This window comes from Aeromonas intestinalis, assembly GCF_054052485.1.
Genome location: NZ_JBSTYK010000018.1, coordinates 64,651 through 80,626 on the forward strand (window position 1 = coordinate 64,651; position 15,976 = coordinate 80,626).

Sequence of the window (15,976 nt, forward strand, 5' to 3'; positions counted from 1 at the left end):
GCCGCTCGTCAGGGCATCGCCAGGGTGGGGAGATCGATGGGAGGACCGAAATAGAGCCGGTTCTTGCCGTCCCGCTTGGCGCGATAGACCTCCGCATCGACCAGGGTCAGCAACGCCTTGGCATCCAGACCCGGGGTGTTGGCCACCAGCCCGCCGCTGAAGGTGATCCTGAGCGCGGGCTCGCGCCACTCGAGGGCCGCCACCCTGTCCCGGTACTGCTCCAGCAGCATCTGGCAGAAGGCCGCATCGGGGTTGATCAACAGCACCGTCAGCTCCTCGCCACCATAGCGGCAGACCCAGCCATGATCCCCGAGCAGCTGGGCCCCCAGATGGGCCACTCGCCTGAGCACCACGTCTCCGGTCTGGTGGCCATAGGTGTCGTTGACCCCCTTGAAGTTGTCCAGATCCAGCATGGCCAGACAGAAGGGTTGCTGCTCCGCCAGCAGGTGGTGCAGCCGCTCATCGAAGAAGCGCCGGTTGTAGAGGCCGGTCAGCTTGTCCATGTTGGCCTGCTGGCGCACCTCGTGATAATCCTTGCTCACCTCCGCCAGCTCCGCATAGACCCGGCTCAGCTCGCGCATCCCCCCCTGGGGCACACCGTCCGGCCGCAAGCGACTCTCCCGGATCATGGTGGAGAGCTCGTTTTGCATGCGCCTGAAGTTGCGGGACCAGAACAGCGCCAGCAGCGCATAGAGCACGCTGGCCAGCACCACGACCCCCAGCACGTTGAAGGAGGCGCGGGTCACCACGGCCTGGAAGCTGGCCGCCGGCTGCACGCTGATCAGCACCCAGTTCCAGTGGGGCAGACGGCGGTAGGCCACGAACTGCTGGGACTCCTCGTCCAGGAAGATGCCCTCGTTGTGCTGGAAGCGGGAGAGCCACCTGGGATGCGGCATGGCCTTCATCAGCTGGTTTGCATCCGGGTAGGCCAGCACCTTGCCGGAGCGGTTGATGATCATCTGATAGCCCGCATCGGGCTGGCTGTTGAGCTGGGCGGAGAAGGGAGCCAGTACCACATCGATGGCCACCACCCCCTTCACCTCATCCCGTTGATCGGTGAGGGCGCGGGCCAGGGAGATCACCAGGTTGCCGTCGCTGTAATCCAGATAGGGCTCGGTCCAGACCATCTTGCCCACATGCTGGCTCGCCAGCTGATACCAGGGGCGTACTCTGGGGTCAAAATCGGCGTCCGCTCGCCAGTCGGGATAGATCAGGATCTGGCGGCTGGCGGTGCCCACGTAGACGTAGATGAGATCCGCCATCATCTTCGTGTAGAGCGACCACTCCTGCCGGTAGCGGTCGCCGTGCAGCACAGTGGGACCGCTGAAGTCCTCAACCCTGACCCGCTCGTAGATCAGGCTGAATTCGCGCTCAAGTTCGTTGAGATAGGGTTCGATGAAGCCGTGTTGCAGTTGTTGATTGGTGGCGAGCAGGCGCTGGCGCAAGTCATTTTGCAGGCTGCGTTCCATGTGCAGATAGTAGATACTGCCGAGCATCAGCACCGGCAGAAATAGCAAGACAAGCCCCAGTCGCATCCTGGCAACCAGAGACCAATTCTGCGTGGTCACAATCCGCTTGTCACCCTTGGCCAATCCGGGCCCCCGCTACCGTCCGATGCGATCTGATGTCAGAATATCAGCCCTGCCAGATGGCACCAAGAGGAAGCGTGCGATGAGCAAGATGAGAAGGAACAGGCTCAGATGTTGAACCCGGATCTGCTGACGGCGCTCCATTATTGCGCCGTGATCACGCTCACCGGGGCGGTGACCTCGGTCTATTTCCTGTTCCGGCGTGGCATGTCCATCGAGCAGGTACGCAAGCTGCTGCTGGCGGACAATCTGGCGGCCCTGGCGCTGCTGCTCATCTTCATCACCGGCGTGTTGCAGGTGCTCGCCCACCCCATGAGCCCCGCCGCCCTGTTCGCCAATCACGGCTATCGCACCAAGCTGCTGCTGTTCTTCGTCATGGCCATCAGTTTTGGCTACCCCAGCCGGCTGTTCCATCGCTGGCGCCGCTCCCTGCGCCAGGGGCAGGCCCCCATCGTCTCCACCCAGCAGCAGTTCTGGGTGATCTGGATCCTCAGGGGCAACCTCTTGCTGCTGGCCCTGATCCCCGTGCTGGCCAGGCTGGCCAGCGGCTGAGCCAAGGTAGCCACCTTCTCGCCACTGGTGGCGGTCACTCCGCCGCCTCGGTGCCGACTCGGGCCCGCCCGCGGTTGGGTCAGCCAGCGATCGCAAATCCCGCGACAATCCCCCCCGTACACGGGTATCGTGGTGACAGGAGCCGAGGAGTGCTCCCGTTATTGCTGCTTCAGGGATGAATTCACATGCGTTCGAACATGATGTTATTGATGGCCGCCGCCATCTGGGGGCTGGGCTTCGTGGCCCAGCGTCTGGGGATGGATCACATGGGCCCCTTCACCTTCAACGGCCTGCGCTTCCTGCTCGGCGCCCTCTCCCTGCTTCCCCTGCTGTGGTGGCTCAAGTCACGACAACCCAGCGCGCCATCCTGGCAACCGGCCGCTGAGCGCCGCCTGCTGCTGACGGGCGGCCTGCTCGCCGGTACCGTGCTGTTCAGCGCCGCCTCCCTGCAGCAGGTGGGGCTGCTCTATACCACGGCCGCCAAGGCGGGCTTCATCACCGGGCTCTACATCATACTGGTGCCGGTCATCGGCCTGTTGCTGCGCCACAAGACGGGGGCCAACACCTGGATCGGCGCCCTCATCGCCATGGCCGGGCTCTACTACCTCAGCGTGACCGACGACTTCACCATTGGCTACGGGGATCTGTTGCAGGTCGTCGGCGCCCTGTTCTGGGCCATCCACCTGCTGGTGCTGGATCACTACTCCAACCGGGTCGCCCCCATCCGCCTCGCCGGCGTCCAGTTCGTGGTGTGCGGCCTACTGAGCCTCGCTACCGCCTTCGTCATCGAGGTACCGACCCTCACCGGCGCCGTGGCGGGCTGGCAGGCCCTGCTCTACGCCGGTCTGGTATCGGTCGGCATCGGCTACACCCTGCAGGTGGTGGGTCAGCGCGGCGCCCATCCGGCCCACGCCGCCATCATCCTCAGCCTGGAGACCGTCTTCGCCGCCATCGGCGGTGTCTTGCTGCTCGGCGAAGTCCTGGACGAGCGCGCCATCGTCGGCTGCGCCCTGATGCTGGCGGGCATGCTCATCTCCCAGATCCGGCTGCGCTGGTGGTGGAAATCCCGCCGGGACAAGGTGCCCAGCCAGCCCTGATCCCAGGCCGCCCCCTCATGGATCCGGCATGGGATCACCGACCCTGCCGACGGGGGCTCACGGGCCCGGATGCAAGAAGGAGCCATCACTGGCTCCTTCTTTGTTTACTTCTCACATCGACTGCCTGATGGCTAATAAGCAGTGTCTCTGACCATCAGGCTTTGACACTGGAGCAGAAGCTCACGTCGTCTCGCAGCGGATCCTGGCTCACGCTGTGATAGAGCTCGAAACAGGGGCCGTCGCCGAAGGCCAGCCCGGCCGCCACGATGTCGCCGATATGCTCCTGCCACAGGGGCCCGTACTGGTTTCTGTCCGTGATCTCGTAGCGGGACTGGGCGTAGCGACCGGCGGGGATGAGCTGGGACTCCACCTCCCCCGAGACCGCCGTGCCCGCCGGTACCGCCACCCCGATGTCGGTACGGCACAGGGCGGGCGCCGTCACTTCCGGGTTGTCGTGGTAGATGAAGATCCACTCCCCCTCCGCCAGGCCACGCGCCGCCGCCCACTGGTAGAGGCGCTGGCAGACCGGGTCATAGCCCTCGCCATAAGGGCCGGTGACACGAATGTAGGCCAGGGTACGGGCACTCATCTGTTCGGTTTTCATCCTGAAACTCCTCTCGTTTGACTGACCCCCATCATGCCCGCTCCCCTCGGGAAGGGCGTGTCCATCCTTGCCAACAAGGTGTCCAGCCTTGCTGTTTGGCAGCCGCTCCGGGTGGCGGCGCACCTCCCCCGGGGTCATGGCGAACTGCTTGCGAAACGCCTTGGCAAAGGCCTGGGAGCTGGAAAACCCCGCCGCCAGCGCCACGCTGGTGACCGGCGCCTTGCCGTAGCGCAGGGCGGCGCAGGCCCGCTCAAGGCGCAGCCGGCGTTGCATCTCGCCGGGGGCTTCGCCGGTGACCGCGGTGAAGACCCGGTGGAAGTGGTAGCAGGAGAGGCAGGCCAGGGCCGCCACCTCGTTCAGGCTCAGCTCGGGATCCTGCTCCAGCGCCCGGATGGCGGGCCGCAAACGGGCATGGTAATCGATCATGACAAGTTCACTCTCATGGCAGGCGCACCCGCCCCATGTGCAGGGCATCGACGAAGCGCCCCTCGCGATAGGCGTAGGCGGGGGATCGCCCCTCCTCCACGAAACCAAACTTGCGATAGAGCGCGATGGCAGGGGCATTGTCACTGAAAACGGTCAGCTCCAGGCGCTGCAGGTTGAGCCAGTTGTCCGCCAGATCCACTGCCGCCCCCAGCAGGGCCGAGCCCACCCCGCGACCGGCCCAGTCATCCCGCACCCCCATGCCAAAAGAGGCCACATGGCGGCGCCGCGGATTCGGCTCGATCGCGAGCCTGAGATCCCCCACCAGCAGATCGTCGACCATGGCCACCAGGCCGTAGCCGCTGCGCTCCGCCAGCCGCTGCTGCCACATGGCCAGGGTCGGATAGGGCAGTTGCAGGGTGCCCGCCTGGGCTCTGGGCATGGCATAGAGATCCCGCAGCCCCTCGGCATCGCCAACCTCCGTCTGACGGATCCTGATCTCAACCATCTTCTCTCCTCCCTGCGCTGTGAATATCCGTCCAACATAGCGCCCTTTGCGTCCACTGCCAACTCCATTTGGTTCATCTATCAAACACTTAGGCATGGCCGATTGGCCCCGTTTTCACCCCTTGGGTAGAGTGCCTCCATCAACACAAGGAGCCGCATCATGACCGACAAGACCCTGCACAGCGCCAATGGCGCCCCCGTCGTCGACAACAACAACAGCCTCACCGCCGGCCCCCGTGGCCCGGTGCTGATGCAAGACATCTGGTTGATGGAGAAGCTCGCCCACTTCGATCGTGAGCGCATCCCGGAGCGGGTGGTCCACGCCAAGGGCTCGGGCGCCTACGGCACCTTCACCGTGACCCACGACATCAGCGCGTTCAGCAAGGCCGACCTGTTCAACGCCGTCGGCAAGCAGACCCCGGTGTTCCTGCGCTTCTCCACCGTGGCCGGTGAGAAGGGGGCCGCCGATGCCGAACGCGACGTGCGCGGCTTCGCCCTCAAGTTCTACACCGAGCAGGGCAACTGGGATCTGGTGGGCAACAACACCCCCGTCTTCTTCATCCGCGATCCGCTGAAGTTCCCGGACTTCATCCACACCCAGAAGCGGGATCCCCGCACCAACCTGCGCAGCGCCACCGCCGCCTGGGACTTCTGGTCCCGCCACCCGGAGTCCCTGCACCAGGTCACCATCCTCTTCAGCGACCGCGGCATTCCCAAGAGCCTGCGGGAGATGAACGGTTACGGCAGCCACACCTTCAGCTTCATCAACGACGCCAACGAGCGCTTCTGGGTCAAGTTCCACTTCAAGACCGAGCAGGGCCACAGCTTCTACACCGATGAAGAGGCCGCCACCGCCGTCGGTCAGGACAGGGAAACCAGCCAGGCGGATCTGTTCAACGCCATCGAGCGGGGCGACTTCCCGCGCTGGAAGGTCTATGTGCAGGTGATGCCGGAGGCCGAGGCCCACACCTATGCGATCCACCCCTTCGATCTCACCAAGGTGTGGCCCCACAAGGATTACCCGCTGATCCCGCTCGGGGAGCTGGAACTCAACAAGAACCCGGACAACTACTTCGCCCACGTGGAGCAGGCCGCCTTCACCCCGGCCAACGTGGTGCCCGGCATCGGCTTCTCGCCGGATCGCATGTTGCAGGGGCGACTCTTCTCCTACGGCGACACCCAGCGCTACCGCCTCGGGGTGAACCACGGCCTGCTGCCGGTCAACGCTCCCCGCTGCCCGTTCAGCGGTGCCCACCGCGATGGGGCCATGCGAGCAGACAGCAACGGCGGCGCCAGCCCCAACTATCAGCCGAACCGTTTTGGCACCCAGACCCCGAGCGGCCAGCACGAACCGGCCCTGAGCCTGGAAGGGGCGGCCCTGCACTACGATTTTCGCGACTATGACAGCGACTACTACAGCCAGCCGGGGGATCTGTTCCGCCTGATGGACGAGGCACAGCGTGCACGCCTCGCCGCCAACCTGGCGCGATCCTTGGTCAACGTGGAAGATGACGCCATCGTCAGCGCCCAGTTGAAGCACTTCGAGCAGGCGGATCCCGAATACGCCAGACGCATCGAGCTGGCACTGGCCGCACTGCAGCGCTAACCATCTGACAGGCAATAAAAAAGGAGGCCAAACGGCCTCCTTTTCTGTTCCTGGAAACAGGTAGATACGGGGCCCTGAGGCCCCGCATCTATTTAATCATCAATCCCGAACGGAACGCGCTTCGCGCTCTGCCCGTTCCCGTACCAACAGGCGTTTATACCACCAGCTACTGCGACGACGTTGCATATTGGAGGAGCGACGAGCCATTTGCTTAGATCCCAGTCGAGAGAAGAAAGTGCCGCATTATGCGATAGAGATCACGCCCGTGTCTGTAGCTGGATCAAGAAAACGCTCACTGACCCACGACGATCGTCTGCCGATTGGGGCCCCCCTGCGGGGCGCTCTGATACAACTGAGGCTCACGCCAGGCCAACGGGCCGTTGCTCTCCTGCGGATCCTGCGGGGCGCACTCCAGCCAGATATCCCCCTGCTGGATGCGGGCCCCCGGGGAGAACTTTTGATCCTGATACCAGCAAATCCGCTCCGGCAGGGAGCCAAGGGGCAGCACCAGATCCGCGCCCACCGAATGGCGAGCTGGGGTCTGCACCTTGACCGGATCCGCCAGGACATCGGCGATCCCGGCAAGGGCAAACAGCGGGAGTACGAATTTAATCATGACAAGCGACCTGTGACGAAAGAACCCGATCCATAAAGGCGACCATCGCCGTCGTCTACTTGACCAAAAAGTGACGGCCCATCTGGCATTCCGGGGGCAATATGGTAGCCTGCCAGCGCCCGCTGGCTCCATCCATCGAGCAGGCGAACCAGTTCAGGTGATACTGTCGGGAATGCACAGAATATTACCTTATTAATCAAATAATTATTGGATATGTTGTCAATGCGTATCATGCCGTTGCTCAAGGCTGCCTGCCTGAGCCTGATGTTGTCAGCCTGCGTTGCCCCCCTCCTGCTGATGAGCCCCACCAGTCAACTGATGTGGGCCCTGCTCAAGCCCCTTGTCGGTTTCGACCCGAACGAGGCTAATCTGTTCGAGCAGCCGATCATCAAGGATCGGATGACCGCCATGCTGGGCCCCAACTACGACACCACCATGCAGTTGCTCAAGACCGCCAATGAGCTGCAACAGGAGGGGCCGCTGTTCTACGTGGTCTCCCGCTATGCCCCCGTGCCGGATATCGCCAAGCAGGCGGGCATGGTGTGGAACGCCGACACCAACCAGCTCGCCGTCATGCTGCAAAAAGGGGACGGGGCGACCCAGGTATTCGGTGAGAACACGAATGGGGCCACCCCCACCTGGCCCAGCACCATGCAGGATTGGCAGAGCGCCAGCCCTGCCGCCACCGCCCTCGGCGGGGTCGGCAAGGCCATGACGGGATCCGGCGGCTCGCTGCTCGGCAACATGGTGGGCGCCATGCAGCAGAGCGCGACCCAGGCCATTTCCGGCTCCGCCAGGCAGGCGGTCGATGGCGCCGCCGGCGCGGCGACCCAGCAGGTGAACAAGAGCCTCACCGGCACCCTGCAACAGGCCAACCAGGCGGTGACGGACTCCGCCAAGCGGGCGGTCGGCGACGCGACCACCGGCGTTCAGCAGCAAGCCACCAAGGCGACCACCGACGGCGCCAAGCCGGCCGTCAGCGGCGCGACCACCAGCGTTCAGCAACAGGCCAGCAAGGCGGTCACCGACGGCGCCAAACAGGCCGTCAGCAGCGCGACCAGCACTCAGCAGCAGGCCACCAAGGCGGCCACCGACGGCGCCAAGCAGGCCGTCAGCAGCGCAACCAGCACTCAGCAGCAGGCCGCCAAGGCGGTGAGCGATGCCGCCACCTTGCAGCAGCAAGCCATTCAGGCCGTGAGCAACGGAGCCAAGCAGGCGAGCGGGGCTGCAGCCACCGTCCAGCAACAGGCTACCCAGGCCGTGACCAACGGGGCCAAACAGGCGAGCGGTGCCGCAGCCACCGTCCAGCAACAGGCCACCCAGGCCGTGACCAACGGGGCCAAACAGGCGAGCGGCGCGGCGACCACAGTCCAGCAACAGGCCAGCAAGGCGGCCACCGACAGCACCAAACAAACAACGAACGCCGCCGGGGCGGTGAAGGCGGAAGCCGACAAGCTGGAGAGCCAGGCTGCCGAGCAGGGCGACCAGGCCAGGGCGGATGCGGAGGCGGAGCTTGAAAAGCTGCTCAACTAAGCCATGGCGATATATTCCACCATGCAAACAGGGCACCCCGGGGTGCCCTGTTATTTATCCGCGATGAGGCAGTGAATATTAGAGGTGACGATCCTGCTCGTCCGACTTGGCAACCTTGTCTTCGCTGTGTTCGATGGCGGTGCGGATAAGATCGACCCCGGCCCGGATGATCAAGACCCCCATGTTGACCAGCTTGACGCAGACCCACATGAAGGTGATGAGCAGTATCAGCTTGAGCACCGTCTGGAACGCTTCCAGGAAGTTCTGTTCCAGCTGGTTGGTGAGGCCGTTGGCACTGGTCATCAGCCAGGTGTATACCTCGCGCACGAAGGGGATACGGCTTGGCATCTCCAGTACGTCCAGCGCGGCGGGCAACGCCTGGAAGATGACGATGCTGCCGAACAGTATCAAGATGACGCCGATGGCGACCCCGAGGAAAAAGCCAAACTGTCTCATGGAAAGCCCCAAGATGAGTTGAGTGAAAGGAACAATAGCCGCCAATACTAGGGACTGCCTCTGCCAACGGCAATCCTTGCGGCCCAGATTGGCCCTGCGCTGCGTCAGTTGCGACAGGGATGCGTCAGTAAACATTGCCCAAGTCGCTGATTTCTGTGACCCTTGCCCTATTCCCCAGCCCCACGGACCCGCCATGATCCGCGCCTGTTTTTTCCTGTTTCTGCTGCTGTCGCCCCTGCTCGCCGCCCAGGCCGGGCAAACGGCCCCCAGCGCGGCCGCCTGCGTGATCCGCCACCAGCAACAGCTGCTGCTGGTGCAAGACAGGATCTCCGGCCGCTACAGCCTGAGCGGCGGCTACATCGACGAGGGGGAGACCCCGGCGCAGGCGGCCCTGCGAGAGCTCCACGAGGAGACAGGGCTGCCGGGGCGAATCACCGCCGAGCTGGGACGCTGGCAGCGGGCCCAGCTGTTCGCCTGCCAGACACTGGCCCCCATCCAGGCCCAGCGAGGTTCGGGCTTTGTCTCCCTGTTGCAAGCCCCCAACCTCGGCGGTGAAATTCTCAATGCCAGGCTGATCGAACCGGCCCGCTTGCCCGATGACCAGCGGCGCTTCCCTGCGCAGCTCGACTGGCTGGCCCCCAGGCTCGGGGAGGTACCCGAGAGCCCGGTCGCCTGGCAAACGGATTTCAGCGCGCACACCAGTCCATTGCACAGGACCGAGCTGCCCCTGATCCAGCGTCTGCAGCGCTGGCTCGGGCCCAACGCCCAGTGGCTGGAGGCTGGCAACCTGCTCGGCAGCGCCCCGGCGCAACTCGCTCTCGCCCTGTTGCTGCTCCCCCTGCTGGGCTGGCAGAGACTCCGGAGACTGCTGTTTGCCATGGGGTTGCTCACCCTGCTGGTGCAGCTCGCCAAGGAGGGATTGGGCTGGCCCAGACCCCTCCACCTGGATCCTGCCCTCGGCCAACGCAGTGCCCAGGGCTTTGGCATGCCGAGCGGCCACACCGCCTCCGCCCTGCTCTGCTGGGGCATGGTGCTCGGCTGGCTGCCCGGGCTCAGGGCCTGGCAGAGCCTCAGCCTGGCGCTGCTGCTGGCGGCCCTGGCCGGGCTGGCCCGGGTCTGGCTCGGGGTGCATTTCATCTCGGACGTGGTGGCGGGGCTGGGGCTCGGTGCCCTGCTGCTGGCCCTGCGTACCCCGCTCTGCGCCCTGGCGGACCGGCAGGCCCCCTGGTGGGCCCTCCTCCTCGCCAGCCTGATCGGGGCCTGGTTCACCCAGTCCAGCGCCCTGGCCGGGCTCACCATGTTCACCCTGGGGCTGGTATCGGGTAATCTGTTCCCACTCGAACGACACCCAGTCCCGCCCCTCGGCGGTCCCTTGCTGGCGCTGACCGGCAGCCTGGGTATCGGCGGCCTGCTGCTCGCCCTGCCTCTGCTTACCAGCAGTTCCCTGCTGATATTGGCGGGGCAGGGTGTGCTGCTGGGTTGCCTGGGGCTCTGGCTCAGTGCCGGCCTCTGGTGGTCACTGCGTTTCATCAACCCCGGCTCCCGATCCCGGGGCCCAACCCCTCATTAAAGGGAATGCGATAGCTATGAAAAAAGTGGATTTGGCCAAGATCACCCTGGGTGTGCTGTTCCTCAGCCTGCTCATCGTCTCGTGTTTCATGGTGCTACGCCCCTTCCTGCCCGCCCTGGTGTGGGCCACCATGATCACCATCGCCACCTGGCCGCTGATGCAGATGGCCCAGCGCCTGTTGTGGGGCAAACGGGCCCTTGCCGCCCTGCTGATGAGCAGCATACTGCTGCTGATGTTCGTCATTCCCCTGTTCATGACCCTGGCCAACGTGGCGGAGAAGGCGCCCATGCTGATCGAGCTCGGCACCGAGCTCAGCCACTCGCCGCCCCCCGAGCTGCTCTGGCTGCAACAGGTGCCGGTGGTCGGTGACAAGCTGTTCGAGTTCTGGCAGCAGATCCTGGCGAGCGGCGGTCAGGTACTGTTCGCCAAGCTGGCCCCCTACTTCGGTCAGACCGCCCGCTGGCTGGCGGCCCAGGCGGGCAACCTCGGCTTGCTGTTCGTCCACTTCATGCTGACCGTGGCCATCTGCGGCCTGCTCTACCACTCCGGCGAGAAGGCCGCCGACGGCATCCGTCGTTTCGCCCACCGGCTGGCGGGGCAGCGCGGCGACAACGCCACAGTGCTCGCTTCACAGGCCATCCGGGCCGTCGCCATGGGGGTGGTGGTCACCGCCCTGGTGCAATCCTCGGTGGCGGGTTTTGGCCTGCTCATCGCCGGCATCCCCTACACCATGATCCTGGTGGTGCTGATGTTCCTGCTGATCGTGGCCCAGATTGGCCCCTTCCCCGTACTGCTGGCCAGCGTCGGCTACCTCTACTGGAGCGGTGACACCACCTGGGGCACCTTCCTGCTGGTCTGGTCCGTGCTGGCGGGCACCATGGACAACTTCCTGCGCCCCTTCCTCATCAAGCGGGGCGCCGACCTGCCCCTCATCCTGATCCTGGTCGGGGTCATCGGTGGCCTGCTGGCCATGGGGATCATCGGCCTCTTCATCGGCCCCGTGGTGCTGGCGGTGGGTTACACCCTGCTGGATGCCTGGATCAAGGAGGATGAACATCCCGCCAGCGACCAGCCGGCACCACCCCAGGGTAAGGTGGTAGCGCCACCCCAGGAGAAGGTGCTGCCATGATGTGAAACGCCGCCATCGGGCGGCGTTTTGTTTTCAAGATCAAGGAGTAGGCTCTGACCATTGGATAGTCTCAACATTAGCCTAGAACCAAAGTTCGAATCCCTTGCGCCAAATCCGAACCAGGGTTCGAATCGCCGACCTCCCTCCCCTACCTCCCCCGCGTTCATACCGCCACAATGCCTCCACTATGTCGGAGGAACACAAGATGAACGAACTGAGAGCAACACGCGCCCTGATCACTGGCGGCGCGAGCGGGATCGGACTGGCCATCGCCGAGGCCCTGGCCCGTGAGGGGGTGGAGCTTGTCCTGGCGTCCCGTCGCCAGTCATTGCTGGAGCAAGAGGCCGCTCGCCTGAACGCTAAATACGGGGTGAGGGTGCTGCCCCTGGTGCTGGATGTGTGCGACGGACCCCAGGTGCGTGCCCAGCACGCCCAGGCCAGCGCCCTGCTCGGCCCCATCGATCTGCTGATCAACAACAGCGGGGTCGGCAGCGACCATCTGGTGCAGGATCTGCCGGAATCGGAGTGGGACAGGGTGATGAACACCTGCGCCAAGGGGACCTTCCTGCTGACCCAGGCCTGCCTGCCGGACATGCTGGCCCGCCGCCACGGCACCATCATCAACATCGCCTCCCAGGCGGCCAAGAACGGCTACGCCAGGGCCAATGTCTACTGCGCCGCCAAGTTTGCGGTGCTGGGCTTCGCCAAGGCCCTGCGCGAAGAGGTGCAGCATCAGGGCATCAGGGTGCACACCCTCTGCCCCGGTCTGGTACAGGTGCCGCCCCCGGCCTGCGCCGATGAACGCAAACCCGGCTGGTTGCAGGTCGAGGATCTGGCCGAGGCCGTGCTCTACACCCTGCGCCAACCCGCCCATGTCCAGCTCGACGAGATTGGCATGACGGGGATCTGACCCAGTCGTGCCATCGGACGACATCAACGACATGGGGCGCCGAGGCGCCCCGTTTAGTATTTAAATCTGGCATAACCAGCCACTGCAGAATATCAGTCAGGTTGATGCAGGGTAATACAGTGGATACCACCACCTCCTGCGGCCACAGGATCTATGTCGATCTGCACTATCTTGCGACCCGGATAGAGACGGGCCAGCAGATCCCGGCAGTAACGGTCGGCCTTGGCATCCCCGAACTGGGGGGTGATGACGGCGCCGTTGATGGGCAGGTAGTTGATGTAACCGGCGGCAAAGTCCGGGCTGCGGCTGAATTTATTGTCTCGCCCGCCCAGGGGGGGCGGCAGCTGATGCAGCTCCAGCTTGTTGCCATCGGCGTCCGTCGCCTGCTGCAAGATGGCCAGATGCTGGCGAGTCACCTTGTAGTCGTAGGAGTCGGGATCGTTGTCCATGTTGATCACCACCACCCCGGGGCGCACGAAGCGGGCGTAGAAGTCCACGTGGGCGTCCGTGATGTCCTTGCCCTTGATCCCCGGCAGCCAGATGATCTTGCGCAGCCCCAGGTTGGCTTTGAGCTCCGCCTCCACCTGCGCCTTGGTGAGGCCCGGATTGCGGTTGCTGTTGATCCAGCTGCTCTCGGTCATGATGGCTGTGCCGTTGCCGTCCACCTCTATGCCGCCCCCCTCGCCGATGAGATCGCTCTGCAGGTAGTAAGCGTCCGCCTGACGGCTCACCAGGGAGGCTATCCTGGCGTCATAGCTGTGCTCCTGCTTGTCTCCCCAACCATTGAAGTTGAAGTCCACCAGCCCGAGTTCCCCCTGCTCGTCCTGCACGAAGACGCCGCCGGTATCCCGCAGCCAGATGTCGTCCATCACGGCGTGGATGAAATGGGTGTTGCGCTCACCGCACAGCTGGCGCGCCAGATCCTCTTCTTCCTCGTGACAGAGCACGTTGACCCGGGTGTAGGGGGCCATGGCTTTCACCAAGCGGCCTATGGTGGCCTGCACGTCCTTGTAGTTGCGACCCCAGATCTCGCTGGTGGAGCCGAAGGCCACCCAGACCTGGGCCTGGGGGGAGGACTCCTCCGGCATGTGGTAGCGGCCGGCGGCACTGGTCTCGCCAGCGGCAAAGGCCGAGCGGGCGCCGGGCAGGCTGCCAAACCCGGCGATGGCGCCGAGGGCGACCAGCTGTTTCAATACATGGCGTCGGGAAAACATCTTTCTACTCCTAGGATTCAGAGGCTGCTCTTGAAGCGAGTCCAGGCTCGCATGCGGGCACGCATCTGGGATTGAGCGATATCCTGGCCCGGAATGAGCCGCTGGTAGCTGGCCTCGTCCAGGTAGATATCCGGGTTGGCCGTCATGGTGGCATCCACCATGGGCTTGGCCTTGGCACTGGCAGTCGGATAGCCGGTGCTGTTGGTGATGGCCGCCATGTTGGCAGGGCGCATCACGAAGTTGATAAAGGCGTAGGCATATTCAGGATGGGGGGCATCCGCCGGGATCGCCATGGTGTCCATCCAGATGGTGCTCCCCTCCTTCGGCAATCTGTATTCGAAGTCGGCCCCCTTGCCTGACTCGGCGGCCGCGCGCCTGGCCTGGGTCATGTCGCCGCTGTAACCCAGAGAGAGGCAGAGATCCCCGTTCACCAGCTGGGTCACCGGCTGGGACTGGAACTTGCGGATATAGGGCTTGATCCCCTTGAGCAGGGCCAGGGCCGCCTCCAGATCCGCCGCCCTGCCGCTGCGGGGATCCCGCCCGAGGTAGTGCAGCACCACAGCCAGCACCTCGTCCGGGGAGTCCACGACCGAGATGCCGCAATCCGCAAATTTCGCCGCCAGCTCGGGCTTGAACAGCATGTCCAGGCTGTTGACCGGGGCATCCGGCATCCTCTGCTTGATCGCGTCCGCATTGTAGGTGAGCCCTATGGTGCCCCAGGTGTAGGGCACCACCGCCTCCTTCGCATGGGGATAGGCCTGCTGCAAGCGCACCAGCTCGGGATCCAGATCGCCGAGGTGCTGCAACTTGCCCTTGTCGAGGGGCTGCAGACTGCCCGCCCGCATCAGCCGCTCCGCCACCGTATCGCCGGGGAAGATGAGGTCATACCCGCTGCGACCCGCCATCAGCTTGGCCTCCAGGGTCTCGCTGCTGTCCATCACGTCGTAGATGACCCGGATCCCGGTCTCCCTGGTGAATTCGCTCAGGGTATCGGGGGCAAAATAATCGGACCAGTTGTAGAGGCGCAGCACCTTCTCCTCCTGCGCCTCCCCGGCCTGAACCCCGACGCTCAGCAGCAGGGCCAGCCCCATGGCTATCTTGGTCAAGGCGCTCATGATGGACGCCCTCCCCGATGGCTGCGTCCGTCCAGACTCAGCAAGGCGCCATACATCTCGGGGCGGCGATCCCGATAGATGCCCCAGGTCAGCCGCTCCTCCGCCATGGCAGCCAGATCCAGCTCCTGCACCAGCACCCCCTGGCTGTCCCTGTCCGCCTCGGCCAGCAGAGCCCCCTTGTGATCCGTGATGAAGGAGGAGCCATAGAAGCGCATCTGCAACTCGGGATCCCGGGTCGCCACCTCGCGTCCGATGCGGTTGGCGGCGATCACCGGCATGATGTTGGCGGCGGCGTGGCCGCGCTGGGTCAGCTGCCAGTGATCCTGCGAGTCGAGCCCCTCGGCCCCCGGCTCGGAGCCGATGGCGGTGGGATAGAGCAACAGCTCGCCCCCCTGCAGCGCCATGGCGCGGGCCGCCTCCGGGAACCACTGATCCCAGCAGATGCCGACCCCGATGCGACCGACTGCCGTGTCCCAGACCCTGAACCCCGTGTCCCCCGGGCTGAAGTACTCCTTCTCCTGATAACCGATGGCGTTGGGGATATGGGTCTTGCGATAGACCCCGAGCAGCCTGCCATCCTCATCCGCCACCGCCAGGGAGTTGAAGTAGGCGTTGCCGGCACGCTCGAACCAGCTGATGGGCAGCACCACCCCCAGCTCCCGCGCCAGGGCCGAGAAGCGGCGCAGCACCCGGCTCTGTTCGAACGGCTCCGCCAGCGCCAGATGGCCGTGATACTGCTCGATGCAGAAATAGGGGGTGGCAAACAGCTCCTGCAACAGCACCAGGTTGGCCCCCTTGGCGGCGGCCTCCCGTACCAGGCTCTCCGCCATGTCCAGATTGCGCTCCAGCTCCCAGCTGCAGGCGAATTGCGTGGTGGCGACGACTATCTTGCTCATCCGGATACCCTCCCCGACACCCGTTCCCGCCGACAGGCGAACTGCTTGGTTGCGACGACCTTGTTCATGAATCTCTCCTCCCTGATCCCATCATGGCGCGGGGGCGGGGGGGGGCGCGGCGGGGGGGGGGGGGGGGATAGCATGCACGCGCCCCCCGGG

The 15,976-nt window shown here is 64.7% G+C and carries 15 protein-coding genes; 7 read left to right on the top strand and 8 right to left on the bottom strand.

Features of this window, described 5'->3' with window-relative positions; genetic code table 11:
* Positions 1 to 8 precede the first annotated feature (8 nt).
* A complete protein-coding gene (locus ACW5W7_RS18835; protein WP_456502703.1) occupies positions 9 to 1,535 on the bottom strand; it encodes a sensor domain-containing diguanylate cyclase in 1,527 nt (508 codons plus the stop codon).
* A 165-nt stretch (positions 1,536 to 1,700) separates the two neighbouring features.
* On the opposite strand from ACW5W7_RS18835, the gene ACW5W7_RS18840 reads away from it, so the two are divergent.
* Positions 1,701 to 2,141, top strand: coding sequence for a DUF2214 family protein (locus ACW5W7_RS18840; RefSeq protein WP_349920054.1), 441 nt, complete (start codon positions 1,701 to 1,703; stop codon positions 2,139 to 2,141).
* A gap of 185 nt (positions 2,142 to 2,326) precedes the next feature.
* Positions 2,327 to 3,238 (top strand): DMT family transporter, encoded by a 912-nt coding sequence (locus ACW5W7_RS18845; RefSeq protein ID WP_456502690.1) that lies wholly within the window; start codon positions 2,327 to 2,329, stop codon positions 3,236 to 3,238.
* Between the two features lie 154 nt (positions 3,239 to 3,392).
* Here ACW5W7_RS18845 and ACW5W7_RS18850 read toward each other — a convergent pair whose 3' ends face one another.
* Together ACW5W7_RS18850 and ACW5W7_RS18855 are read right to left on the bottom strand one after the other, a co-directional pair.
* Positions 3,393 to 4,268 carry an AraC family transcriptional regulator gene (locus tag ACW5W7_RS18850; RefSeq protein ID WP_456502691.1) on the bottom strand — a complete coding sequence of 292 codons (876 nt, stop codon included), beginning with the start codon at positions 4,266 to 4,268 and terminating at the stop codon, positions 3,393 to 3,395.
* Positions 4,269 to 4,281: 13 nt separating this feature from the next.
* Positions 4,282 to 4,773 carry a GNAT family N-acetyltransferase gene (locus ACW5W7_RS18855; protein WP_456502692.1) on the bottom strand — a complete coding sequence of 164 codons (492 nt, stop codon included), beginning with the start codon at positions 4,771 to 4,773 and terminating at the stop codon, positions 4,282 to 4,284.
* A gap of 159 nt (positions 4,774 to 4,932) precedes the next feature.
* Between ACW5W7_RS18855 and ACW5W7_RS18860 the strand changes: the two genes are divergently transcribed.
* The gene (locus ACW5W7_RS18860; protein WP_456502693.1) at positions 4,933 to 6,378 is read left to right on the top strand and encodes a catalase; all 1,446 of its coding nucleotides are present in this window, start codon (positions 4,933 to 4,935) and stop codon (positions 6,376 to 6,378) included.
* A 292-nt stretch (positions 6,379 to 6,670) separates the two neighbouring features.
* Here ACW5W7_RS18860 and ACW5W7_RS18865 read toward each other — a convergent pair whose 3' ends face one another.
* Entirely contained in the window at positions 6,671 to 6,994 is a 324-nt protein-coding gene (locus ACW5W7_RS18865; RefSeq protein WP_456502694.1) for a YnjH family protein, read from the bottom strand.
* Between the two features lie 222 nt (positions 6,995 to 7,216).
* Here ACW5W7_RS18865 and ACW5W7_RS18870 point away from each other — a divergent pair, with 222 nt between their 5' ends.
* Positions 7,217 to 8,527, top strand: coding sequence for a hypothetical protein (locus ACW5W7_RS18870; protein WP_456502695.1), 1,311 nt, complete (start codon positions 7,217 to 7,219; stop codon positions 8,525 to 8,527).
* Positions 8,528 to 8,605: 78 nt separating this feature from the next.
* On the opposite strand, the gene ACW5W7_RS18875 is transcribed toward ACW5W7_RS18870, so the two are convergent.
* Positions 8,606 to 8,983: a hypothetical protein gene (locus ACW5W7_RS18875; protein ID WP_349920064.1), complete on the bottom strand. Its 378-nt coding sequence runs from the start codon at positions 8,981 to 8,983 to the stop codon at positions 8,606 to 8,608.
* 193 nt (positions 8,984 to 9,176) lie between these two features.
* Between ACW5W7_RS18875 and ACW5W7_RS18880 the strand changes: the two genes are divergently transcribed.
* The 3 genes from ACW5W7_RS18880 (at position 9,177) to ACW5W7_RS18890 (ending at position 12,592) form a co-directional block, all read left to right on the top strand.
* Positions 9,177 to 10,553 carry a bifunctional NUDIX hydrolase/phosphatase PAP2 family protein gene (locus tag ACW5W7_RS18880; RefSeq protein WP_456502696.1) on the top strand — a complete coding sequence of 459 codons (1,377 nt, stop codon included), beginning with the start codon at positions 9,177 to 9,179 and terminating at the stop codon, positions 10,551 to 10,553.
* Between the two features lie 10 nt (positions 10,554 to 10,563).
* Positions 10,564 to 11,682 carry an AI-2E family transporter YdiK gene (gene ydiK, locus ACW5W7_RS18885; protein WP_456502704.1) on the top strand — a complete coding sequence of 373 codons (1,119 nt, stop codon included), beginning with the start codon at positions 10,564 to 10,566 and terminating at the stop codon, positions 11,680 to 11,682.
* A gap of 205 nt (positions 11,683 to 11,887) precedes the next feature.
* Positions 11,888 to 12,592 (top strand): SDR family oxidoreductase, encoded by a 705-nt coding sequence (locus ACW5W7_RS18890; protein WP_456502697.1) that lies wholly within the window; start codon positions 11,888 to 11,890, stop codon positions 12,590 to 12,592.
* Positions 12,593 to 12,684: 92 nt separating this feature from the next.
* Here ACW5W7_RS18890 and ACW5W7_RS18895 read toward each other — a convergent pair whose 3' ends face one another.
* Genes ACW5W7_RS18895 through aguB form a run of 3 tightly spaced genes read right to left on the bottom strand, consistent with a single transcriptional unit; the run spans position 12,685 to position 15,817 of the window.
* Entirely contained in the window at positions 12,685 to 13,806 is a 1,122-nt protein-coding gene (locus ACW5W7_RS18895) for an agmatine deiminase family protein (RefSeq protein ID WP_456502698.1), read from the bottom strand.
* 17 nt (positions 13,807 to 13,823) lie between these two features.
* Complete coding sequence (locus ACW5W7_RS18900) at positions 13,824 to 14,921, bottom strand: extracellular solute-binding protein (RefSeq protein WP_456502699.1); 1,098 nt, start codon at positions 14,919 to 14,921, stop codon at positions 13,824 to 13,826.
* Positions 14,918 to 15,817 carry an N-carbamoylputrescine amidase gene (gene aguB / locus ACW5W7_RS18905; RefSeq protein WP_456502700.1) on the bottom strand — a complete coding sequence of 300 codons (900 nt, stop codon included), beginning with the start codon at positions 15,815 to 15,817 and terminating at the stop codon, positions 14,918 to 14,920. Before aguB ends, ACW5W7_RS18900 begins: the two co-directional genes overlap by 4 nt.
* Positions 15,818 to 15,976: the final 159 nt, after the last annotated feature.

What these genes read in the sequence shown, in the direction of transcription:
- ACW5W7_RS18900 (WP_456502699.1), bottom strand. Translation starts at nt 14,921, where the DNA reads ATGAGCGCCTTGACCAAGATAGCCATGGGGCTGGCCCTGCTGCTGAGC.
- ACW5W7_RS18860 (WP_456502693.1), top strand. Translation starts at nt 4,933, where the DNA reads ATGACCGACAAGACCCTGCACAGCGCCAATGGCGCCCCCGTCGTCGAC.
- ACW5W7_RS18840 (WP_349920054.1), top strand. Translation starts at nt 1,701, where the DNA reads ATGTTGAACCCGGATCTGCTGACGGCGCTCCATTATTGCGCCGTGATC.
- ACW5W7_RS18880 (WP_456502696.1), top strand. Translation starts at nt 9,177, where the DNA reads ATGATCCGCGCCTGTTTTTTCCTGTTTCTGCTGCTGTCGCCCCTGCTC.
- ACW5W7_RS18865 (WP_456502694.1), bottom strand. Translation starts at nt 6,994, where the DNA reads ATGATTAAATTCGTACTCCCGCTGTTTGCCCTTGCCGGGATCGCCGAT.
- ACW5W7_RS18875 (WP_349920064.1), bottom strand. Translation starts at nt 8,983, where the DNA reads ATGAGACAGTTTGGCTTTTTCCTCGGGGTCGCCATCGGCGTCATCTTG.
- ACW5W7_RS18870 (WP_456502695.1), top strand. Translation starts at nt 7,217, where the DNA reads ATGCGTATCATGCCGTTGCTCAAGGCTGCCTGCCTGAGCCTGATGTTG.
- ACW5W7_RS18855 (WP_456502692.1), bottom strand. Translation starts at nt 4,773, where the DNA reads ATGGTTGAGATCAGGATCCGTCAGACGGAGGTTGGCGATGCCGAGGGG.
- aguB (WP_456502700.1), bottom strand. Translation starts at nt 15,817, where the DNA reads ATGAGCAAGATAGTCGTCGCCACCACGCAATTCGCCTGCAGCTGGGAG.
- ACW5W7_RS18835 (WP_456502703.1), bottom strand. Translation starts at nt 1,535, where the DNA reads ATGCGACTGGGGCTTGTCTTGCTATTTCTGCCGGTGCTGATGCTCGGC.
- ACW5W7_RS18895 (WP_456502698.1), bottom strand. Translation starts at nt 13,806, where the DNA reads ATGTTTTCCCGACGCCATGTATTGAAACAGCTGGTCGCCCTCGGCGCC.
- ACW5W7_RS18890 (WP_456502697.1), top strand. Translation starts at nt 11,888, where the DNA reads ATGAACGAACTGAGAGCAACACGCGCCCTGATCACTGGCGGCGCGAGC.
- ACW5W7_RS18850 (WP_456502691.1), bottom strand. Translation starts at nt 4,268, where the DNA reads ATGATCGATTACCATGCCCGTTTGCGGCCCGCCATCCGGGCGCTGGAG.
- ACW5W7_RS18845 (WP_456502690.1), top strand. Translation starts at nt 2,327, where the DNA reads ATGCGTTCGAACATGATGTTATTGATGGCCGCCGCCATCTGGGGGCTG.